Raw genomic sequence first — 15,405 nt, 5'->3', positions numbered from 1 at the left:
GACGTTCCGCCTGCGGTGTTTTTTCGGTTGCTTGCACATCTGCCATGGCGAACGGTCCCATCACCAAAATTAATGTCCCAGGGCGATGGGAAGGGAGCCTCAAGCGACTGGGCCGAACGCGTTTTGACTTGGTCGTCCGTCACACTGTCCAGGGGGGTGTCCATCCGAAGGTCGGCCGTCTCCTTGCCAGTGGCAGTGCTGGCGCAGATCCGTCCTGCCCGAAGACAGACGTCACCCCCAAACCGCGTGACGCCGCATCTCCGGCGTCCACCGCATCCCACCCCGCGAACGTGACGATCGCGATCGCCCCTCTCGGTGGGGCAGGACGTTGGGGAATATAAACCTGATGGGGATGTTGTCAACGGGAATTAGGAAAAAATGTTTAGGCGCTGTCTTCCCGCCCCACACTGTCATTCCCCGGCAAACCAATTGGTTTGCCTGAGCGCGGGCGCACCTTCGCGCACGCGAACCCGGAATCTCGACATGGGAGTCTCCGACAGCGCAAAACACTTCGAGATTCCGGGCTCAGTCCGGCCCGCTGCGCGGTCCGTCCTGCCCCGGAATGACAGCTTGGGCGGTACGTTGTCGCCCGCTGCTGTCGGATGGGCTATGTCAGAGCGAGATGATGAAGAGGCAGAAATGATGACGGATGTTTTTCGGCTGGATCGCTATCTCGCGCGGATCGGCTTTGACGGATCGGTTGCGCCGGATCTGGCGACACTGACGGCCATTCATGTCGCTCACATCAATGCGCTGCCTTTCGAGGGTCTCAATCCGTTTCTCCATCTGCCGGTCAAGTTGGACATGGCGTCATTGCAGCAGAAACTCATCGATGGCCGACGTGGTGGCTATTGCTATGAGCTGAACGCGATGCTGCGGGCCGCGCTCGAGACAATCGGCTTCAAGGTCACTGGCCTCGGCGCCCGGGTGCGTTGGAATGCGCCTCCGGACAGTCCGCTTGGCCCCAGGACGCACATGCTCCTGAAGGTCGATCTTCCGGACGGACCCTATCTTGCCGATACCGGCTTTGGGGCCTGCGTCCTCGATGCACCTCTGCGGCTCCTCGCGGGGACCGAGCAGCAAACGGCGATGGGGACCTATCGGCTGATCGAAGCAGATGGCCTGTTGTCGCTGAGCGCGAAGCGGGCGGACAGCTGGCGGACGATGTACGTGTTTGACCTCGCGCCGCAACTGCCGTCGGATTACGAGCTCGGCAACTGGTACACATCGACCAGTCCCTTCGTGCCCTTCACCTCGACGCTGGTGATGGAGCGCGTCAGCAACGGCCGGCGTTATAAACTCGTCAATCGCCACCTGATCACGGAGGGACGCGACGGCGAACCGGTGTCTGAACGCGTGCTCGGCAGCGCTGCGGAATTGCAGCAGGTTCTCGATGAGACCTTCGGCGTCACGCCGCCGGCATCCGCCGACGAGATTTTCGCGGTCATCAGCGCAAATGCGGAGCGCCGTTGACTGCTGCGTAATCTCTCCATTTCGACCCGATTGCAGCGAATGACGCCTTCGGCTAATTCGCCCTCGGGATCATCACGAGGACCGTCAAATGTCGCTGTCATCCGCCAAGAACTACGCGCTGCGCGCCGCCAAGTCGCAGGACCAGAAGGAGGCCACCGAGCTTTTGTCCAAGGCGATCATGGAATTGACACTGGCGATCGAGGCGCAGGACGCCAAGATCAAGAAGATGAACAAGGGTGGGTAGGATCGGGCGAGCCGCACAACAGTGAGAAAGTGGATCGCTCCCGTCGCCGTCATTGCAGCGCTGGTTGTCGGCGGAGCTTTCTTTCGTGATGACATTCTTGAATATTCCGGAATTGCTTGCGCCACGACGATCAAGCGCGCGGTGCCGTCCCCGGATGCGACTAGGACTGCCGTGATTTTCGAGCGCGAATGCGGTGCAACAACGCCGTTCAACACGCAGGTCAGTCTGGTGCCTAAGGGGCAGAGTTTCTCGCCGAGGCGTTATCCGTCGTTTCTGTCTATCGGCGGACAGCACGCGCTGGCGATCCGGTGGGTCGGAGAAAGAGCGCTCGAAGTCGATCTTCCGAAGACCGATCGGGTTTTTCGGAACGAAACGACGGTCGATGACGTGTCTGTTGCTTATCTATCGGCCGGCCGCGGCCCGAATTGAACCTATTGCCCAGCCGCACGTTCAGTATTTCCCACATCAGAGGATACGACATGAGCGCGCTCAGCAAGATCAAAGAACATATGGAAGTCATCGGCGCCGACGGCGTCCATGTCGGAACGGTCGACAAGGTCGAGGGCAACCGCATCAAGCTGACCAAGAAGGATAGCGGCGAGGGCAGCCACAAGGGTCACCATCACTTTATCGATGGCGGTCTGGTCGCCGAGGTTGAGGGTGACAAGGTGCGGCTCTCGGCCAATGGCGACGTCGCCTTTGCCATGGAAGAAGAGAAGTAAGACGGAAAAACCCCGCGGTGTGAGCCGCGGGGTTTTCGTTCAGATCACTTAGATGGAGCGAGGTGAGGCGCGCCTCACTTCACCTCCATCTGCAGGCCTTCCTTGTCGATGATGGTCTTGAACTTGGCCGTCTCGGCCTCGACGAAGGTCTGGAATTGCTGAGGGGTGCCGTAGTCCGACACGGCGCCCATGGCTGCGATGGTCTTCTTGGTCGCATCCGTGCCGAGCAGAACCTTGATCTGCTCATTGAGCGAGGTCACGGCTTCGGTCGGTGTGCTCTTCGGATAGAACACGCCGAACCACGACGCGACGTCGAACTTCTCCAGCTCGGGCGCGGTCTCGCGCATCGCCGGAACGTTCGGGCACTGGGCATTGCGCTGCTGCGTGGTGACGGCGAGGCCGGTGAGCTTGCCGTCGAGCACCTGGGGCAGTGACGGATAGAGATTGTCGAACAGGATCTGGATGTCGCCGGCGAGCGCGGCCTGCAGCGCAGGGCCCGCACCGCGGAACGGCACGTGCTGCATCTTCAAGCCGGTGAGCTGCAGCCACCACGCGCCGGTGAGATGCGGGCTCTGGCCGACGCCCGACGAACCATAGTTCAGCTTGTCCGGATTGGCCTTGATATAGGCGATCAGCTCCGGGATCGTCTTGATCGGCACGCTCGGATGCGCGCAGACGATGTTCGGAATCTTGATCATGTTGGAGACCGCCTGCAACTGATCGCTCTTGTAGGTCAGGTTCTTGAAGATGCTGTAGGCGATGGCGTTGGGGCCGGGATTGCCAACCAGGATGGTGTGGCCATCGCCCTTGAGGCGCGCGACTTCGGCGGTGCCGATGGTGCCACCGCCGCCCGAGCGGTTTTCGACGACGACCGACTGGCCCCAGACCGGCTGCAGATGCGCGGCCAGCATGCGGCCCATTACGTCGGTGGAGCCGCCGGCTGCGGCGGGCACGATGACGCGGACGGTTTCGGTGGGCTTCCATTCGCCGGCGCCGAGGCTGGCGCGCGGCAGGATCGCGGCGCTGGTGATCGCGGCCGCACCGGTGAGTACACGGCGACGGGTAACCAGATTGGTCATAGCTTCTTCCCTCGATGGTGTCGTTTTGGTTTTTGATCTTGCTGAAATCGTAGTGAGGCAGATGGTGGCGGGCAAGCCGACCTTGGCCACAGCGTAAAGAAAAGCCCCGCAGCGTGTGCTGCGGGGCTTTTGCAATTCGGCGATTTGATAGTTCCGCCTAGCGGAAGCTGATCAGCTTGAACAGTGGCGTGAGGTAGCTCATTTCCTGACCGGAGGTCGGCGTGGTGCGGCTGATGAAGTCGAAGATCTTGCCGTCCTGCAGGCCGTAATTGGCGAGCCGGATCACCTTGCGGTTCTTGTCGAAATAGATCGCGATGACACGCTGGTCGGTTACCTTCTGCGGCATGAACGCGACGGCGCGTTCGGCGCGCTGCGAGATGTAATAGAACACTTCGCCTGATAGCGTGGCGACGGTGGAGGGCGTGCCCATCACGATCAGGACCTGATCCTGGCTGGCGCCGATCGGGATTTGCTCCAGCGCGCCGGGGGGCAGGATGTAGCCCTTCTGGAATTGCTCGGCGCAGGCGCCCAGCGTGACGCAGAGGGCCGCGACCGCGAGTACGGCGCGCATGCCGCGCCAGCCACGTGTCAGCCGCGCCTTCGCGCTGATGGAGGTCGAAATTGTCATAGCGGAGGGGGTCCCATCCTCTTGATTCTCGGGAAGGCCTTGCTTCCGAAAGACTTGCATCCCGGAAGGCGTTGACGTACCGGGCAGAACCTCTGAATGCAACATGCGCGTGCCCGAGGGGCCCGCCTGAGGAACCCAAGATGGTCTGGCCGTTCAGTCACTTCAGAAAGCCCCCGGCGCCGTTGCGCGGCACCATTGAAGCCATCTATGGCATGATCGTGGCGCAGGCGCGAGAACCCTTGTTTTATCGGGACTTGGGAGCACCGGATACGGTAAACGGGCGTTTCGATATGTTGCTGCTGCACCTGTGGCTGGTGCTGCGCCGGATGAGTCCCAAGGATGAGTTGTCGCAGGGACTTTTCGACAGGTTCTGCGGCGATATGGACGATAACCTGCGCGAACTCGGCACCAGCGATATGAAGGTGCCGAAGAAAATGCGGGAGTTCGGCGATGCGTTTTACGGCCGGACAGGCGCCTATGACGCAGCGCTTGGCGCAGGCAGGGAGCCTCTGGCGGCGGCGCTGTCGAAGAATATCTATTATGGCATGGACATCGAGAACGCCCGGCGTCTCGCTGTCTACGTCGAAGCGGCGAATGCCCGCCTGGGCACGCTGGATACAACGACACTGACATCAGGCGCGTGGCATTTCCCGTCGCCTGCGGAGACCTTGGTAACGACATGAACAAACCCGACCGCACCGTGGATCTCACGCCGCCCTGGAGCGTGCCCATCGCCGTGATCCAGATCCCGGAAACGGGGCTGGCGCGCGACATCGAGGCCACGCCCGAGGAGCGCAAGCGGATCGCTGAACTCGGCGGCCTCGTCAGCGTGGGCGCCGTGAAAGGCGAACTCCTGCTGAGCCCCGTGAAGGGCGGTACGGTGCATGTGACCGGTCGCATCTGGGGCAAGGTCGAGCAGACCTGCGTGGTGACGCTGGACCCGCTGGCTGCCGATTTCGAGGAAGAGATCGACGTGATTTTCGCGCCGCCATCGCAGATTCGCGAACTCGCCGAATCGGTGGACGAGGACGTTGAGAGCGACGAGGAGACCCCGGATCCGCCGGAGCCGATCGAAAACGGCTTCATCGACCTCGGCAAACTGGCGACCGACGCGCTGTTTCTGGGGCTGGACCCGTATCCCCGTAAGCCGGATGCCGTGTTCGAGCCGCTGGTGGAGGTTCCGGACCCGGAAGAGCATCCGTTTGCGGCTCTGAAAGCGCTGAAAACCGCCCCTGAAACGCCGAAATCCAAAAAGCCCGGGAAGGGCTGAGACCGGGTCCGATTCCACGCCCCGTGCGGCTGGCGGGACAAAAACGCCCGGTCAAGATGTTGTATCGGGTCACGGAAACGCTATTGTCCCCGGCCGAAATCGGGTTAATGCCATAACTTCGCCGTCTGCTGCCAAATGCGGCAGACTTCGTCCGCGGCCACGAGCGTCACAGGTCGCAAGAGACAGGTTTCCGGAACGTCCATGCCGAAAAAGGTTCGCATCGCGCTAGACGCCATGGGTGGCGACATCGGCGCATCGGTGGTCATTCCCGGCGCCGCGATTTCGTTGACCCGGCATCCCGACAGCGAGTTCCTGCTGTTCGGTGACAGCGCGCTGATCGAGAAAGAACTCGCCAATCATCCGGCACTGAAGGCCGTATCGAAGGTGATCCATACCGACGTTGCCGTCAGCATGCATGACAAGCCGAGCCAGGCGCTGCGCCGTGGCCGCAAGGTCTCGTCGATGTGGCTGGCGATCGAGGCGGTGAAGAAGGACGAGGCCGATGTCGCGATCTCCGCCGGCAATACCGGCGCGCTGATGGCGATGGCGCGCTTTTGCCTGCGCATGCTCGACGGTATCGAGCGTCCCGGCCTGGCCGCGATCTGGCCGACCACGCGCGGCGATTCCGTCGTGCTCGATCTCGGCGCCACCATCGGCGGCGACGCCAACCACCTGAAGACTCTCGCTGTCATGGGCAGCGCCATGGCCAGCGCGCTGTTCGATCTGGCCCGGCCGACGGTCGGCCTGCTCAATATCGGCGTCGAGGAAATCAAGGGCGGCGACGAAATCCGCGATGCCGCCGAACTGCTGCGCACCGCCAATCTGCCGCAGCTCGAATTCATCGGTTTCGTCGAGGGCGACGGCATCGGCCGCGGCGATGCCGACGTGATCGTCACCGAAGGTTTCAGCGGCAATATCGCGCTCAAGGCGGCTGAGGGCACCGCGCGGCAGTTTGCCGAATATCTGCGCAATGCCATGGCCCGCACCTGGCGCTCGCGTATCGGCTATCTGTTCGCCAAGAACGCCTTCAAGGCGGTGCGCGACAAGGTCGATCCGAACAAGTCCAACGGCGCGGTGTTTCTCGGCCTGCGCGGCATCGTGGTGAAGAGCCACGGTGGCACCAATGCCGACGGTTTCGCCTATGCGGTGGATGTCGGTTACGACATGGTCCGCTACGACCTTCTCACCAAGATCAATCAAATGCTCAACCGCGACGGCCAAGCGCTCCCTGCGAGCCCGGCTGCGCAGGAGGCTGTCTCGTGACTGCGATACGTTCGGTCGTGCTCGGCTGCGGCTCTTACCTGCCGGAGCGGATCCTGACCAATGCCGAACTGGCATCCAAGGTCGACACATCGGACGAGTGGATCGTCCAGCGCACCGGTATCAAGCAGCGCCACATCGCTGCGGACGGCGAGTTCACCTCGCATCTGGCGATCAAGGCCGCGCAGGCGGCGCTGGCCAATGCCGGCGTCGATGCGCAGTCCATCGATCTCATTGTGCTGGCGACCTCGACCCCGGACAATACATTCCCGGCGACGGCCGTTGCGGTGCAGAACGCGCTCGGTATTACCCATGGCGCGGCGTTCGACCTGCAGGCGGTGTGTTCCGGCTTTATCTTTGGATTGACCACCGCCGACAGCCTGTTGCGCACCGGCGCCGGCAAGCGCGCGCTGGTGATCGGCGCAGAGACTTTCTCGCGCATTCTCGACTGGACCGATCGCGGAACCTGCGTGCTGTTCGGCGATGGTGCCGGTGCAGTGGTGCTGGAAGCACAGACCCAGCCCGGTGAAGCCAGCGATCGCGGCGTGCTGACCACGCATCTGCGCTCGGACGGCCGGCACAAGGAAAAGCTGTTCGTCGATGGCGGCCCGTCCTCGACGCAGACAGTGGGTTACCTGCGCATGGAAGGCCGCGAGGTCTTCAAACATGCGGTGGGCATGATCACCGACGTGATCGTCGATGCGTTCAAAGCCACCGGCGCCAGCGCCGAGACCATCGACTGGTTTGTGCCGCATCAGGCCAACAAGCGCATTATCGATGCGTCCGCGCACAAACTGCATATTGCACCGCAAAAAGTGGTGCTGACCGTGGACCTTCACGGCAACACGTCGGCGGCGTCGATTCCGCTCGCACTATCGGTGGCGGTCAACGACGGCCGCATCAAGAAGGGCGACCTCGTCTTGCTCGAAGCCATGGGCGGCGGCTTCACCTGGGGCTCTGCACTCATTCGCTGGTGATGCGCCGGTGATGATGCAGATCGACAACATCTCAAATTGTCATGATTTTCCATGCCTTTGCATCGATGGTGACTGTTGACCGGAGCGCGTTAACCTCCTAATTTCTGACGCGAATTTGGTTCGCCGAGAGTAGTTGGGGCAGGCGATGACGGGCACGGGAAAAACAGTCACACGCGTTGATCTGTGCGAAGCGGTCTACCAAAAGGTAGGTCTCTCGCGCACGGAGTCGTCCGCGTTTGTTGAACTGGTTTTGAAAGAAATTACGGATTGTCTGGAGAAGGGCGAGACAGTGAAGCTGTCCTCGTTCGGCTCCTTCATGGTGCGCAAAAAAGGCGAGCGCATCGGCCGCAATCCGAAGACGGGCACAGAAGTACCGATCTCGCCGCGGCGAGTGATGGTATTCAAGCCGTCGGCGATCCTGAAACAGCGGATCAACGGCGACAGTACCGCAGTTGGCAACGGTAAAGATCACGACGACTAGCGTTTGTTTTGACGCGTTTTCTTCACGCGAACCGGTAGCCACTTCGCTTGAAAACGCTTTTGGTGAACCACAGGGCGAACCACAGGGATCCTGCACTTGGACAAAGCGCCGGATGCGTTTCGAACCATAAGCGAGGTCGCTGACGATCTCGATATACCGCAGCATGTTCTGCGGTTCTGGGAAACGCGGTTCACTCAAATCAAACCGATGAAGCGATCCGGCGGCCGGCGATACTATCGTCCGGACGATGTCGATCTGCTGCGCGGCATCCGCCGGTTGCTCTACGGCGAAGGTTATACCATCCGCGGCGTGCAACGAATCCTGAAAGAGAACGGCATCAAGTCGGTGCAGGGGCTGGTCGATGGCCACGCTGCGCCGAGCTTCGCGCCGACGTCTGCCGCCATCGCGCCGCGCGTCCAGGCGAAGCGTCCCGTGATCGAAGAGGATCACGAGGAAGAAGAGGCCGAGGACGAGGCTGAACGCGACGAGGAGATCGAGGAAGAGGCCGAAGACGAGGCTGACGCCGAAGGCGCCGAGGACGAGGAAGAAGAAGAGGGCGACGAAGACGACGGCGAAGATGGCGAGGACGAAGAGGCTGAGGAAGAAGACGAGGAGGAGGCTGCTGCCGCTCCCGTCGCCGCCCGCCGCGAACCTCCGATGACATCGACGTCGCCGCGCGTGGATCCACAGCTGCAGCGGCCGCCGTCGCGGGCAAACCCCGTATTGGCAAATCCTGTTGCGGCGCGGCCCGAACCGGCAATGTCGGCTCCGACGCAGAGCGCAAGACCGGCTGCCGTCGCGAGCCCAAGGCCGAACCCGCAGCGCCGGCTGGAGCGCGAACGGCTGGAAGCTGTGCTCGAGGAGCTGCTGGCGGCGCGCCGGGCGCTCGATACGGCGATGAAGGACGGCTAGAGGCTGCTTCACAACCAATCCGTTTCAATCCGCTCAGCCTTCTTGCGCCTCGGACAGATCGAAGCTACACGATGCCCCATCGGAGCGTAGCGCAGCCCGGTTAGCGCACTAGTCTGGGAGACTAGGGGTCGGAGGTTCGAATCCTCTCGCTCCGACCATTTTTCCAAATCATTTCAAGATATTAGTTGTCTCGCACGCGAGCGGTGCCGCCTGAATAGGGTGGCCTCGATCAAGCGCGCGCGACGCAGGCCTTACGATTTCGGTTCGACAAAATCACCGTGAATCACGTCGTCTTTCCGTCCGGCGAACCAGAGAAGCCCGACATAAGCTGCTGCACAGGCAAGGAAGCCGAGGACAATAATCTCTAACATAATATCTACTCTACGCTGAAAACATTAGACTTCTCCCGGTCCCGGGTTCCGTCAATTGCGCCAGCCGCACTCCTTAATGAATCCTTGCCGTCGTGACCCTTTGGCCACAGATGCCGGTGGCGACGAATCTCTCTGTCGCTTTTGGAAGGGCGGGCCAAGCAGGTGGCGCCGACATGTCTTTTTTGCGCCAATGGAACTCTTGGTCATCGGGCCGATTATCCTGAAAACAGGAGGCTCGCATGGCAAGTCACTGGCATACCGCAGATGGCCCGTCGGAGATCCGGCATGACGATGATATCGGCTACTACGGTGGTTGGACCATCAGCGGGTTAGCGGTGGTGGCGACCATCACGGCTGTTTGGCTGTTTGGTATCTAGGCCACTGCGTAACGAAAGCACTTGCGGAGTGTGACAACGCAGCAGCGATGCGCGCGAGTGCTGCATGGTGACGAAAAAAGGCCCGGAGCAATGCTCCGGGCCTTTTTCGATTCAGCTAGGTGCGGTTAGTAGTAGCCGTAGCTGCGATAATAGCGGGGACCGCCATAGTAGCCGTCACCGTAACCGTAGCGCGGACCATAGGCATAACGCGGGCCGTAATGGCGCGGACCATAACCATATCCGTAACCGGGGCCGTAAGCGCCATAGGCACCGGCCGCTAATGCGCCGGCTGCGATGCCGAGTCCGATCGCGGCACCGCGGCCGCCACGGGCCTCTGCGGGTTTCGATGCGATCGACGCCGCGCCGACGGCAGCGACGGTGGCAAGAATAAGTGCTGTCTTCTTCATGCTGCTTCTCCTTCGTATCGAGAAGTCAACGTGTCGGTGTTTTGAAGGTTCAGTTCCAATTCATGGCATATCGACCACAAATTTTGCCGCGATGGGGGAACGAATAATATCGCTCAATCAGCGAGCGGCGTTCCGCTTTACGCGTTGCAACCGAAAGCGAGATGCGCGTGCAGCGTCGATCATCTCGCAGCTCATGGTGGGTCCAGAAAAGATAATGGCCCGGAGCGAACTCCGAGCCATCAAACGCAGACGTACATCCGGTCTGCGCTTCCTTGACTCCACAGTGAGTCGAGAAGGTTAATAAATGTCTAACGTCGATGCGTGACGACATGATGACCGATCGCGGTCATCCCGTCGGGCCTTCGACTTCCTTGTGATCCTTGTCAGGCAAGACGCCGCTGCCGGGCGTCTTGTTCTCGTCGGTCAGTTCCGGCTTGTCGTGCGGGCCGGCCGGCGGAATTTTCTGATCGGGCTTCGGCTGTTTATCGAAGGCGCGGTTCTTTGCTCGCTGTGTCATGCGAAGAGAACGGCTCAGTTCCTCGCGTGTTCCCTCTGATGATGGATGTCCATCGCAAATCACAAGAGAATCTGGCACGGCTCGAACATGCGCGGGTCCTTTGTCGATGTGCTTCATTTCGTGCGGAACCTTCCGGGCGGTAATGGCTTGTCCCGCGATACTTTTAAAGGAAGGAATAAATTGTCATGATCAAGAAACTGGCTTTGCTGGCGGCTGCGGCCGTTCTCTATGTCGCAGCACCTGCAGGCCCCGCGTCTGCGCAGGGCATCAATGTGCAGATCGGCGGCGGTGGTTATCACCATCAGGATCGTGGCTATCATCGCGGCCATGGCTATCGCCAGAGCCGCGCCTATGTGCGCCGCGACTACGGGCACCGCCATCACGGCTGGGATCGCCGCGGTTCGCGCACCAAGACTGTGATCGTTCGCTAACAGCAATCGGTCGGCTTAACGAGGCAGCCTCGCGCAAGCGGGGCTGTTTTCGTTTGTGAGCTTGTCAGACGCTGCCTGGCTGTCCGGACGCCGCACGCAATTGCGCCGTGGCCATATATTGCTGCGTGGCGACGAACATGCCCCACATGATGCCGAGCATCATCCAGAAGTGGCGCCAGTGGTCGGTGTCGATGATGAAGGCCTCGCCGACCGTGCCGAGATAGGCTGCGAACACCGCGAGATAAGCGCGCTGCCATGGCACGCGCACGAAGATGTAGCGGAAGCCGAGCAAGGCGGTGATGAACACCAGCGCGGGATAGCACACGCCGGAGATCCAGCCGCCGGACATGAAGGCGTTGAGATAGGAGTTGTGGGTGTCTTCCGGAAAGAAGCGCGTGAATTGCAGCGGGCCGATTCCGAAGGGCAGATCGAGCGCCATCTGCGCGCCCAGCACATGCCGGCCGAAACGACCGAAGCGGCCTTCGTCATATTTCTGATCGAACGAGGCGCGCTGCTTGAACATGTCGGCGATGAAGTCGAACTGCAGCAGGATCACGATCACCAGCGCCACGACGGCGACGGCCGCCAGCGCCATGATGACGATGCGCGAGCGCTGTTTGTTGGACTGGCTGGTCAGCACCATCAGCATCAGCATGAAGGCCGCGGTGATCGCCAGCAGGCCCCAGGCGGCGCGGGAGAAGGCGAGCAGGACGGCGAGCGCAATGATGCCGAGTGCAATGGCGCTGCGAAGCGAGCGGCTGAAACCGTCGCTGACGACGCTCTGCAGGCAGAACAGCGCCGGCAGGACCAGAAACGCACCCAGCACGTTGGGATCCTTGAAGGTGCCGGCGGCGCGGCCGTAGAGCGTGAACATCTCCGCGCCGGGGATCAGATGCAGATAGCCCAGGATGCCGGCCAGCGATGCCACCAGTGCGCCGACGATCAGGCCGCGGCGCAACAGATCGATGCGCGTCAGCGTGTCCTCGGACATCACCAGTGCGACGAAGATCGCCATGATGGCCATGTACCAGGAGGTCAGGATCCAGTTCACGATCGGCGCCTTGTCGAGCAGATAGGCCGCGCAGATCGTGTAGCCGAGATTGACCAGGAACAGCATGAGCAGCAGCGGCATGAACACCAGCCGCATGCGCAGGCCCGACGCGAAGAACACCACCATCGCCGTGAGCGTGGCAATCTCGAAGGGGCTCGGCTCGATGAAGACGATGGCGCCGCCAAAGCCCATCGCCCACAGCAGTGCGCGCTGCAGCGTCACCACGGCGGGAGGCGCCGCGCGCGAGGCGATGTAATGATCGGCAGTGGCGTGAGTGCTCATCGTGGCATCACTCTACGCAGGCAGGGTTGACGAGTGGTGTAAGGCACAGGCTGAGGCTGAGGCCTGCCTCAATACGCGTTCTCGTTCTTCGTCAGCATTGAAACCGGCGTTTTCAGCATGATGTAGACGTCGAACAGCACAGACCAGTTCTCGATGTAATAGAGGTCGAACTCGACGCGCTTCTGCAGTTTCTCCTCGCTGTCGACCTCGCCGCGCCAGCCATTGACCTGCGCCCAGCCGGTGATGCCGGGCTTGACGCGGTGGCGAGCGAAATAGCCGTCGACGGCCTCGTCCAGCAGCTGGCTCTGCACCCTCTGCTGAACGGCGTGGGGGCGGGGGCCGACCAGCGACAGGTTGTTCTTGAACACCACATTGAACAGCTGCGGCAATTCGTCGATGGAGGATTTGCGGATGAAGCGGCCGACGCGCGTGACGCGCTTGTCGCCCTTTGTCACGACGGTCTTGGCCAGCGGGTCGGCCTGGTCGTGATAGAGCGAGCGGAACTTGAACACGTCGATGCGCTCGTTGTTGAAGCCGAAGCGCTTCTGCCGGAACAGCACCGGGCCGGGGCTGTCGAGCTTGATGGCGATGGCCACCAGCGCCATGAAGGGCAATGCAGCGAGCAGGATCAGGCCGCCGACGATATGGTCGAACAGCCACTTCATCACCAGATCCCAGTCGGTGATCGGCGCCTCGAACACGTCGAGGGTCGGCACCTTGCCCAAATAGGAGTAGGAGCGCGGGCGGAAGCGCAGCTTGTTGGTATGCGCCGAGAGGCGGATATCCACCGGCAGCACCCACAGCTTCTTCAGCATTTCCAGAATGCGCGTCTCGGCCGAGATCGGCAGCGCGAACAGCACGAGATCGACGCGGGTGCGCCGTGCGAATTCGATGATGTCATCGACCTTGCCGAGCTTCGGCGCGCCGGAGATCGTGTCCATCGAGCGCTTGTCGTTACGGTCGTCGAACACACCGAGGATCTGGATGTCGGAATCTTCCTGGGCATTGAGGTCCCTGATCAGCGTCTCGCCATTGGAATCGGCGCCGACGATGATGGTGCGGCGGTCGAGCCGTCCCTGATGCGCCCAGCGTTTGATCAGCGCACGCACAACCGCGCGTTCGGCGATCAGGGCGACGAGACCGACGAAGAAGAACGAGGACAGCCAGACACGCGACACCGCGCCGCCGACCTTGGCGAAGAACGAGACGCCGATGAACAGCAGGAACACGAAGGCCCATGCCGACATCATGCGCGTGAGCTGCTTGATGTGGCCGCGGAAGACCTGCACCTGATAGATATCGGCAGATTGGAAACACACCACGGCAGCCGCCGCCATCGCGACGATCGCAGCGAAGTATTCCCATCTGAAGCCAGCTTCTGGCGCGACATAGAGCAGGTTGAGCGCAATGCCGATGATGCTGAGCATCAGGAAATCGACGACGCGCACGACGCCGGTGATCACGACCGGAGAATAGGCGGCGCGCACCTTCTGATCGGCGACGGCGAGTGCCGCGGGCGTCAGTCTGCGGCGACGTTCGAACCGGCGTTCGCCGGGCGCGTCCGTCGCGGCCGCGTCGATCATTGAACGTGCGTTGATCGGGTCCAAGGTGAAATGTCCGTTGTTGCGCTGGCATGCGATGTCGCACGTCAAGCCTACCGCTTTTCGTGAGAATTACCGGACAAATCGGAAGATTTGGTTACAGGTTAAGGAGAGTTAACGTTTCGCAAATGCGCTGCGATAGCCTTCGATGACGCCCTCGACCATCGCGTCCTGCGAGAAATGTTCCGCGATACGCTCACGGAGCAATTGTGCACGGGCGCGCGCAGCGACGATGTCATCGAGAGCAGTTTTGATCGCCGCGGCCATGGCGTCGACATTGTTCGACTGGAACAAGGCGGATGTGTGCGATCCGAAGATTTCCGGAATGCCGCCGACATTGGCGGCGATCATCGGAATGCCCGCGGCGGCGGCCTCGATCACGACATAGGGCATCGAGTCGCCGCGCGATGGAACCACCAGCAGGCGTCCCTTCGAAAACCCGTAACGCGGTTTGACATGGCCGATGAAGCGTACGGCGTCGGTGAGACCGAGGCGCGTTATCTGCGCCTTCAATGCGTTGGTCTCTTCGCCGTCGCCGCCAAGCGTCAGGGTGACGGGTTGTCCGTCCGCACGCAGGCGCGCCACGGCATCGACCAGCAGATCCGCGCCCTTGATGCGGCGGAACTCGCCGACATAGCAGACATCGGTGGCGTCATCGGCGGGCTCGACGGGGTCGAATTCGCCCGATGTCACGCCGTTGAACACGCATTTCACGAGGCCTGACGGCGTGCCGATCATGCGTTGATAGGTGTCGCGGGCGAAGGCGCTCTCGAACAGGAACAGCTCGGTGCGGTTCATCAGGGCGCGTTCGAGGCGGCTGTAGAAGGCGCCTTTCGCCGTATTTTGCGGATAATGCAGCGAACCGCCATGCGGCGTGTAGATGCGGATGACGTTGCTCGACTTTGCCTTCAGGCGCACGAAGGCGCCGGCCTTGGCGCCGTGGCCGTGCAGCACGTCGGGCTTCAGCCGGCTGACGAGGCGCATGAACTGCATCCAGACCAGCACGTCGCCCGGATGTGGCTCGCGGTGGATCGGCAGGCGATAGGTGCCCAGTTTCAGGCGCGGTGCGATCTCGGCCAGTGCATCGCGGGCGCGGTCGCCGCCGGTCAGACTGTCGGCGACGATGCCGACTTCATGGCCGCGATCGGCCTGGCCGTTGGCGACATCGATGATGTGGCGAAAGATGCCGCCGACCGGCGCGCGGACAGCGTGCAGGATGCGAAGCGGCGTGTCCGAAGGTGCGCTCATGATCAGAATCGGCATTCGCTGACGAGGAGGGCGTCGCCGGGAGCTGGAACGCACATCGGAAAATCCCTGAAGCA

The 15,405-nt window shown here is 61.7% G+C and carries 19 protein-coding genes and 1 tRNA gene; 13 read left to right on the top strand and 7 right to left on the bottom strand.

Features of this window, described 5'->3' with window-relative positions:
* The first annotated feature begins 642 nt into the window (after window positions 1-642).
* From AB8A23_RS22455 to AB8A23_RS22440, 4 genes are all read left to right on the top strand, one after another.
* On the top strand, window positions 643-1,473 hold the full coding sequence (locus AB8A23_RS22455) for an arylamine N-acetyltransferase family protein (RefSeq protein ID WP_439058188.1): 831 nt from the start codon (window positions 643-645) through the stop codon (window positions 1,471-1,473).
* An 88-nt stretch (window positions 1,474-1,561) separates the two neighbouring features.
* Window positions 1,562-1,717, top strand: coding sequence for a hypothetical protein (locus tag AB8A23_RS22450; RefSeq protein ID WP_184516099.1), 156 nt, complete (start codon window positions 1,562-1,564; stop codon window positions 1,715-1,717).
* Between the two features lie 171 nt (window positions 1,718-1,888).
* Entirely contained in the window at window positions 1,889-2,146 is a 258-nt protein-coding gene (locus AB8A23_RS22445; RefSeq protein WP_210210679.1) for a hypothetical protein, read from the top strand.
* A 50-nt stretch (window positions 2,147-2,196) separates the two neighbouring features.
* Window positions 2,197-2,439 carry a DUF2171 domain-containing protein gene (locus AB8A23_RS22440; RefSeq protein WP_089264607.1) on the top strand — a complete coding sequence of 81 codons (243 nt, stop codon included), beginning with the start codon at window positions 2,197-2,199 and terminating at the stop codon, window positions 2,437-2,439.
* A 74-nt stretch (window positions 2,440-2,513) separates the two neighbouring features.
* Here the strand turns inward: AB8A23_RS22440 and AB8A23_RS22435 are convergent, their stop codons facing one another.
* Both AB8A23_RS22435 and AB8A23_RS22430 read right to left on the bottom strand, forming a co-directional pair.
* Complete coding sequence (locus AB8A23_RS22435) at window positions 2,514-3,518, bottom strand: Bug family tripartite tricarboxylate transporter substrate binding protein (protein ID WP_120290184.1); 1,005 nt, start codon at window positions 3,516-3,518, stop codon at window positions 2,514-2,516.
* Window positions 3,519-3,675: 157 nt separating this feature from the next.
* Window positions 3,676-4,146 (bottom strand): outer membrane protein assembly factor BamE, encoded by a 471-nt coding sequence (locus AB8A23_RS22430; RefSeq protein WP_170849688.1) that lies wholly within the window; start codon window positions 4,144-4,146, stop codon window positions 3,676-3,678.
* Window positions 4,147-4,286: 140 nt separating this feature from the next.
* Here AB8A23_RS22430 and AB8A23_RS22425 point away from each other — a divergent pair, with 140 nt between their 5' ends.
* The 8 genes from AB8A23_RS22425 (at window position 4,287) to AB8A23_RS22390 (ending at window position 9,794) form a co-directional block, all read left to right on the top strand.
* A complete protein-coding gene (locus AB8A23_RS22425; protein WP_120290182.1) occupies window positions 4,287-4,829 on the top strand; it encodes a ubiquinol-cytochrome C chaperone family protein in 543 nt (180 codons plus the stop codon).
* Window positions 4,826-5,416, top strand: coding sequence for a YceD family protein (locus AB8A23_RS22420; protein ID WP_184516105.1), 591 nt, complete (start codon window positions 4,826-4,828; stop codon window positions 5,414-5,416). The genes AB8A23_RS22425 and AB8A23_RS22420 overlap by 4 nt, the downstream gene beginning before the upstream one ends.
* 201 nt (window positions 5,417-5,617) lie before the next feature.
* Window positions 5,618-6,679: a phosphate acyltransferase PlsX gene (gene plsX / locus AB8A23_RS22415; RefSeq protein ID WP_120290180.1), complete on the top strand. Its 1,062-nt coding sequence runs from the start codon at window positions 5,618-5,620 to the stop codon at window positions 6,677-6,679.
* Window positions 6,676-7,653: a beta-ketoacyl-ACP synthase III gene (locus AB8A23_RS22410; RefSeq protein WP_068730934.1), complete on the top strand. Its 978-nt coding sequence runs from the start codon at window positions 6,676-6,678 to the stop codon at window positions 7,651-7,653. Before plsX ends, AB8A23_RS22410 begins: the two co-directional genes overlap by 4 nt.
* 145 nt (window positions 7,654-7,798) lie before the next feature.
* A complete protein-coding gene (locus AB8A23_RS22405; RefSeq protein ID WP_068730933.1) occupies window positions 7,799-8,134 on the top strand; it encodes an integration host factor subunit alpha in 336 nt (111 codons plus the stop codon).
* A gap of 96 nt (window positions 8,135-8,230) precedes the next feature.
* On the top strand, window positions 8,231-9,046 hold the full coding sequence (locus AB8A23_RS22400) for a MerR family transcriptional regulator (RefSeq protein ID WP_439058189.1): 816 nt from the start codon (window positions 8,231-8,233) through the stop codon (window positions 9,044-9,046).
* 80 nt (window positions 9,047-9,126) lie between these two features.
* Window positions 9,127-9,204: transfer RNA gene (locus AB8A23_RS22395), tRNA-Pro, on the top strand.
* 452 nt (window positions 9,205-9,656) lie between these two features.
* A complete protein-coding gene (locus AB8A23_RS22390) occupies window positions 9,657-9,794 on the top strand; it encodes a hypothetical protein (protein ID WP_165826964.1) in 138 nt (45 codons plus the stop codon).
* 125 nt (window positions 9,795-9,919) lie between these two features.
* Here AB8A23_RS22390 and AB8A23_RS22385 read toward each other — a convergent pair whose 3' ends face one another.
* Complete coding sequence (locus tag AB8A23_RS22385; protein ID WP_184516113.1) at window positions 9,920-10,201, bottom strand: hypothetical protein; 282 nt, start codon at window positions 10,199-10,201, stop codon at window positions 9,920-9,922.
* Between the two features lie 346 nt (window positions 10,202-10,547).
* Complete coding sequence (locus AB8A23_RS22380) at window positions 10,548-10,718, bottom strand: hypothetical protein (RefSeq protein ID WP_439066027.1); 171 nt, start codon at window positions 10,716-10,718, stop codon at window positions 10,548-10,550.
* 185 nt (window positions 10,719-10,903) lie between these two features.
* On the opposite strand from AB8A23_RS22380, the gene AB8A23_RS22375 reads away from it, so the two are divergent.
* Window positions 10,904-11,149 carry a hypothetical protein gene (locus AB8A23_RS22375; RefSeq protein ID WP_089264595.1) on the top strand — a complete coding sequence of 82 codons (246 nt, stop codon included), beginning with the start codon at window positions 10,904-10,906 and terminating at the stop codon, window positions 11,147-11,149.
* 64 nt (window positions 11,150-11,213) lie between these two features.
* Here AB8A23_RS22375 and AB8A23_RS22370 read toward each other — a convergent pair whose 3' ends face one another.
* The 3 genes from AB8A23_RS22370 to AB8A23_RS22360 form a co-directional block, all read right to left on the bottom strand.
* Entirely contained in the window at window positions 11,214-12,482 is a 1,269-nt protein-coding gene (locus AB8A23_RS22370) for an O-antigen ligase family protein (protein ID WP_439058191.1), read from the bottom strand.
* Window positions 12,483-12,550: 68 nt separating this feature from the next.
* Window positions 12,551-14,089 (bottom strand): undecaprenyl-phosphate glucose phosphotransferase, encoded by a 1,539-nt coding sequence (locus AB8A23_RS22365; RefSeq protein WP_439058192.1) that lies wholly within the window; start codon window positions 14,087-14,089, stop codon window positions 12,551-12,553.
* A 108-nt stretch (window positions 14,090-14,197) separates the two neighbouring features.
* Window positions 14,198-15,331 (bottom strand): glycosyltransferase family 4 protein, encoded by a 1,134-nt coding sequence (locus tag AB8A23_RS22360; RefSeq protein WP_439058193.1) that lies wholly within the window; start codon window positions 15,329-15,331, stop codon window positions 14,198-14,200.
* Window positions 15,332-15,405: the final 74 nt, after the last annotated feature.

It is taken from the genome of Tardiphaga sp. 619_E2_N8_4 (assembly GCF_051810905.1).
Taxonomy (GTDB): domain Bacteria; phylum Pseudomonadota; class Alphaproteobacteria; order Rhizobiales; family Xanthobacteraceae; genus Tardiphaga; species Tardiphaga robiniae.
Note: the sequence above shows the minus strand (reverse complement) of the source record. Positions and strands in the feature narration are given on the sequence as shown.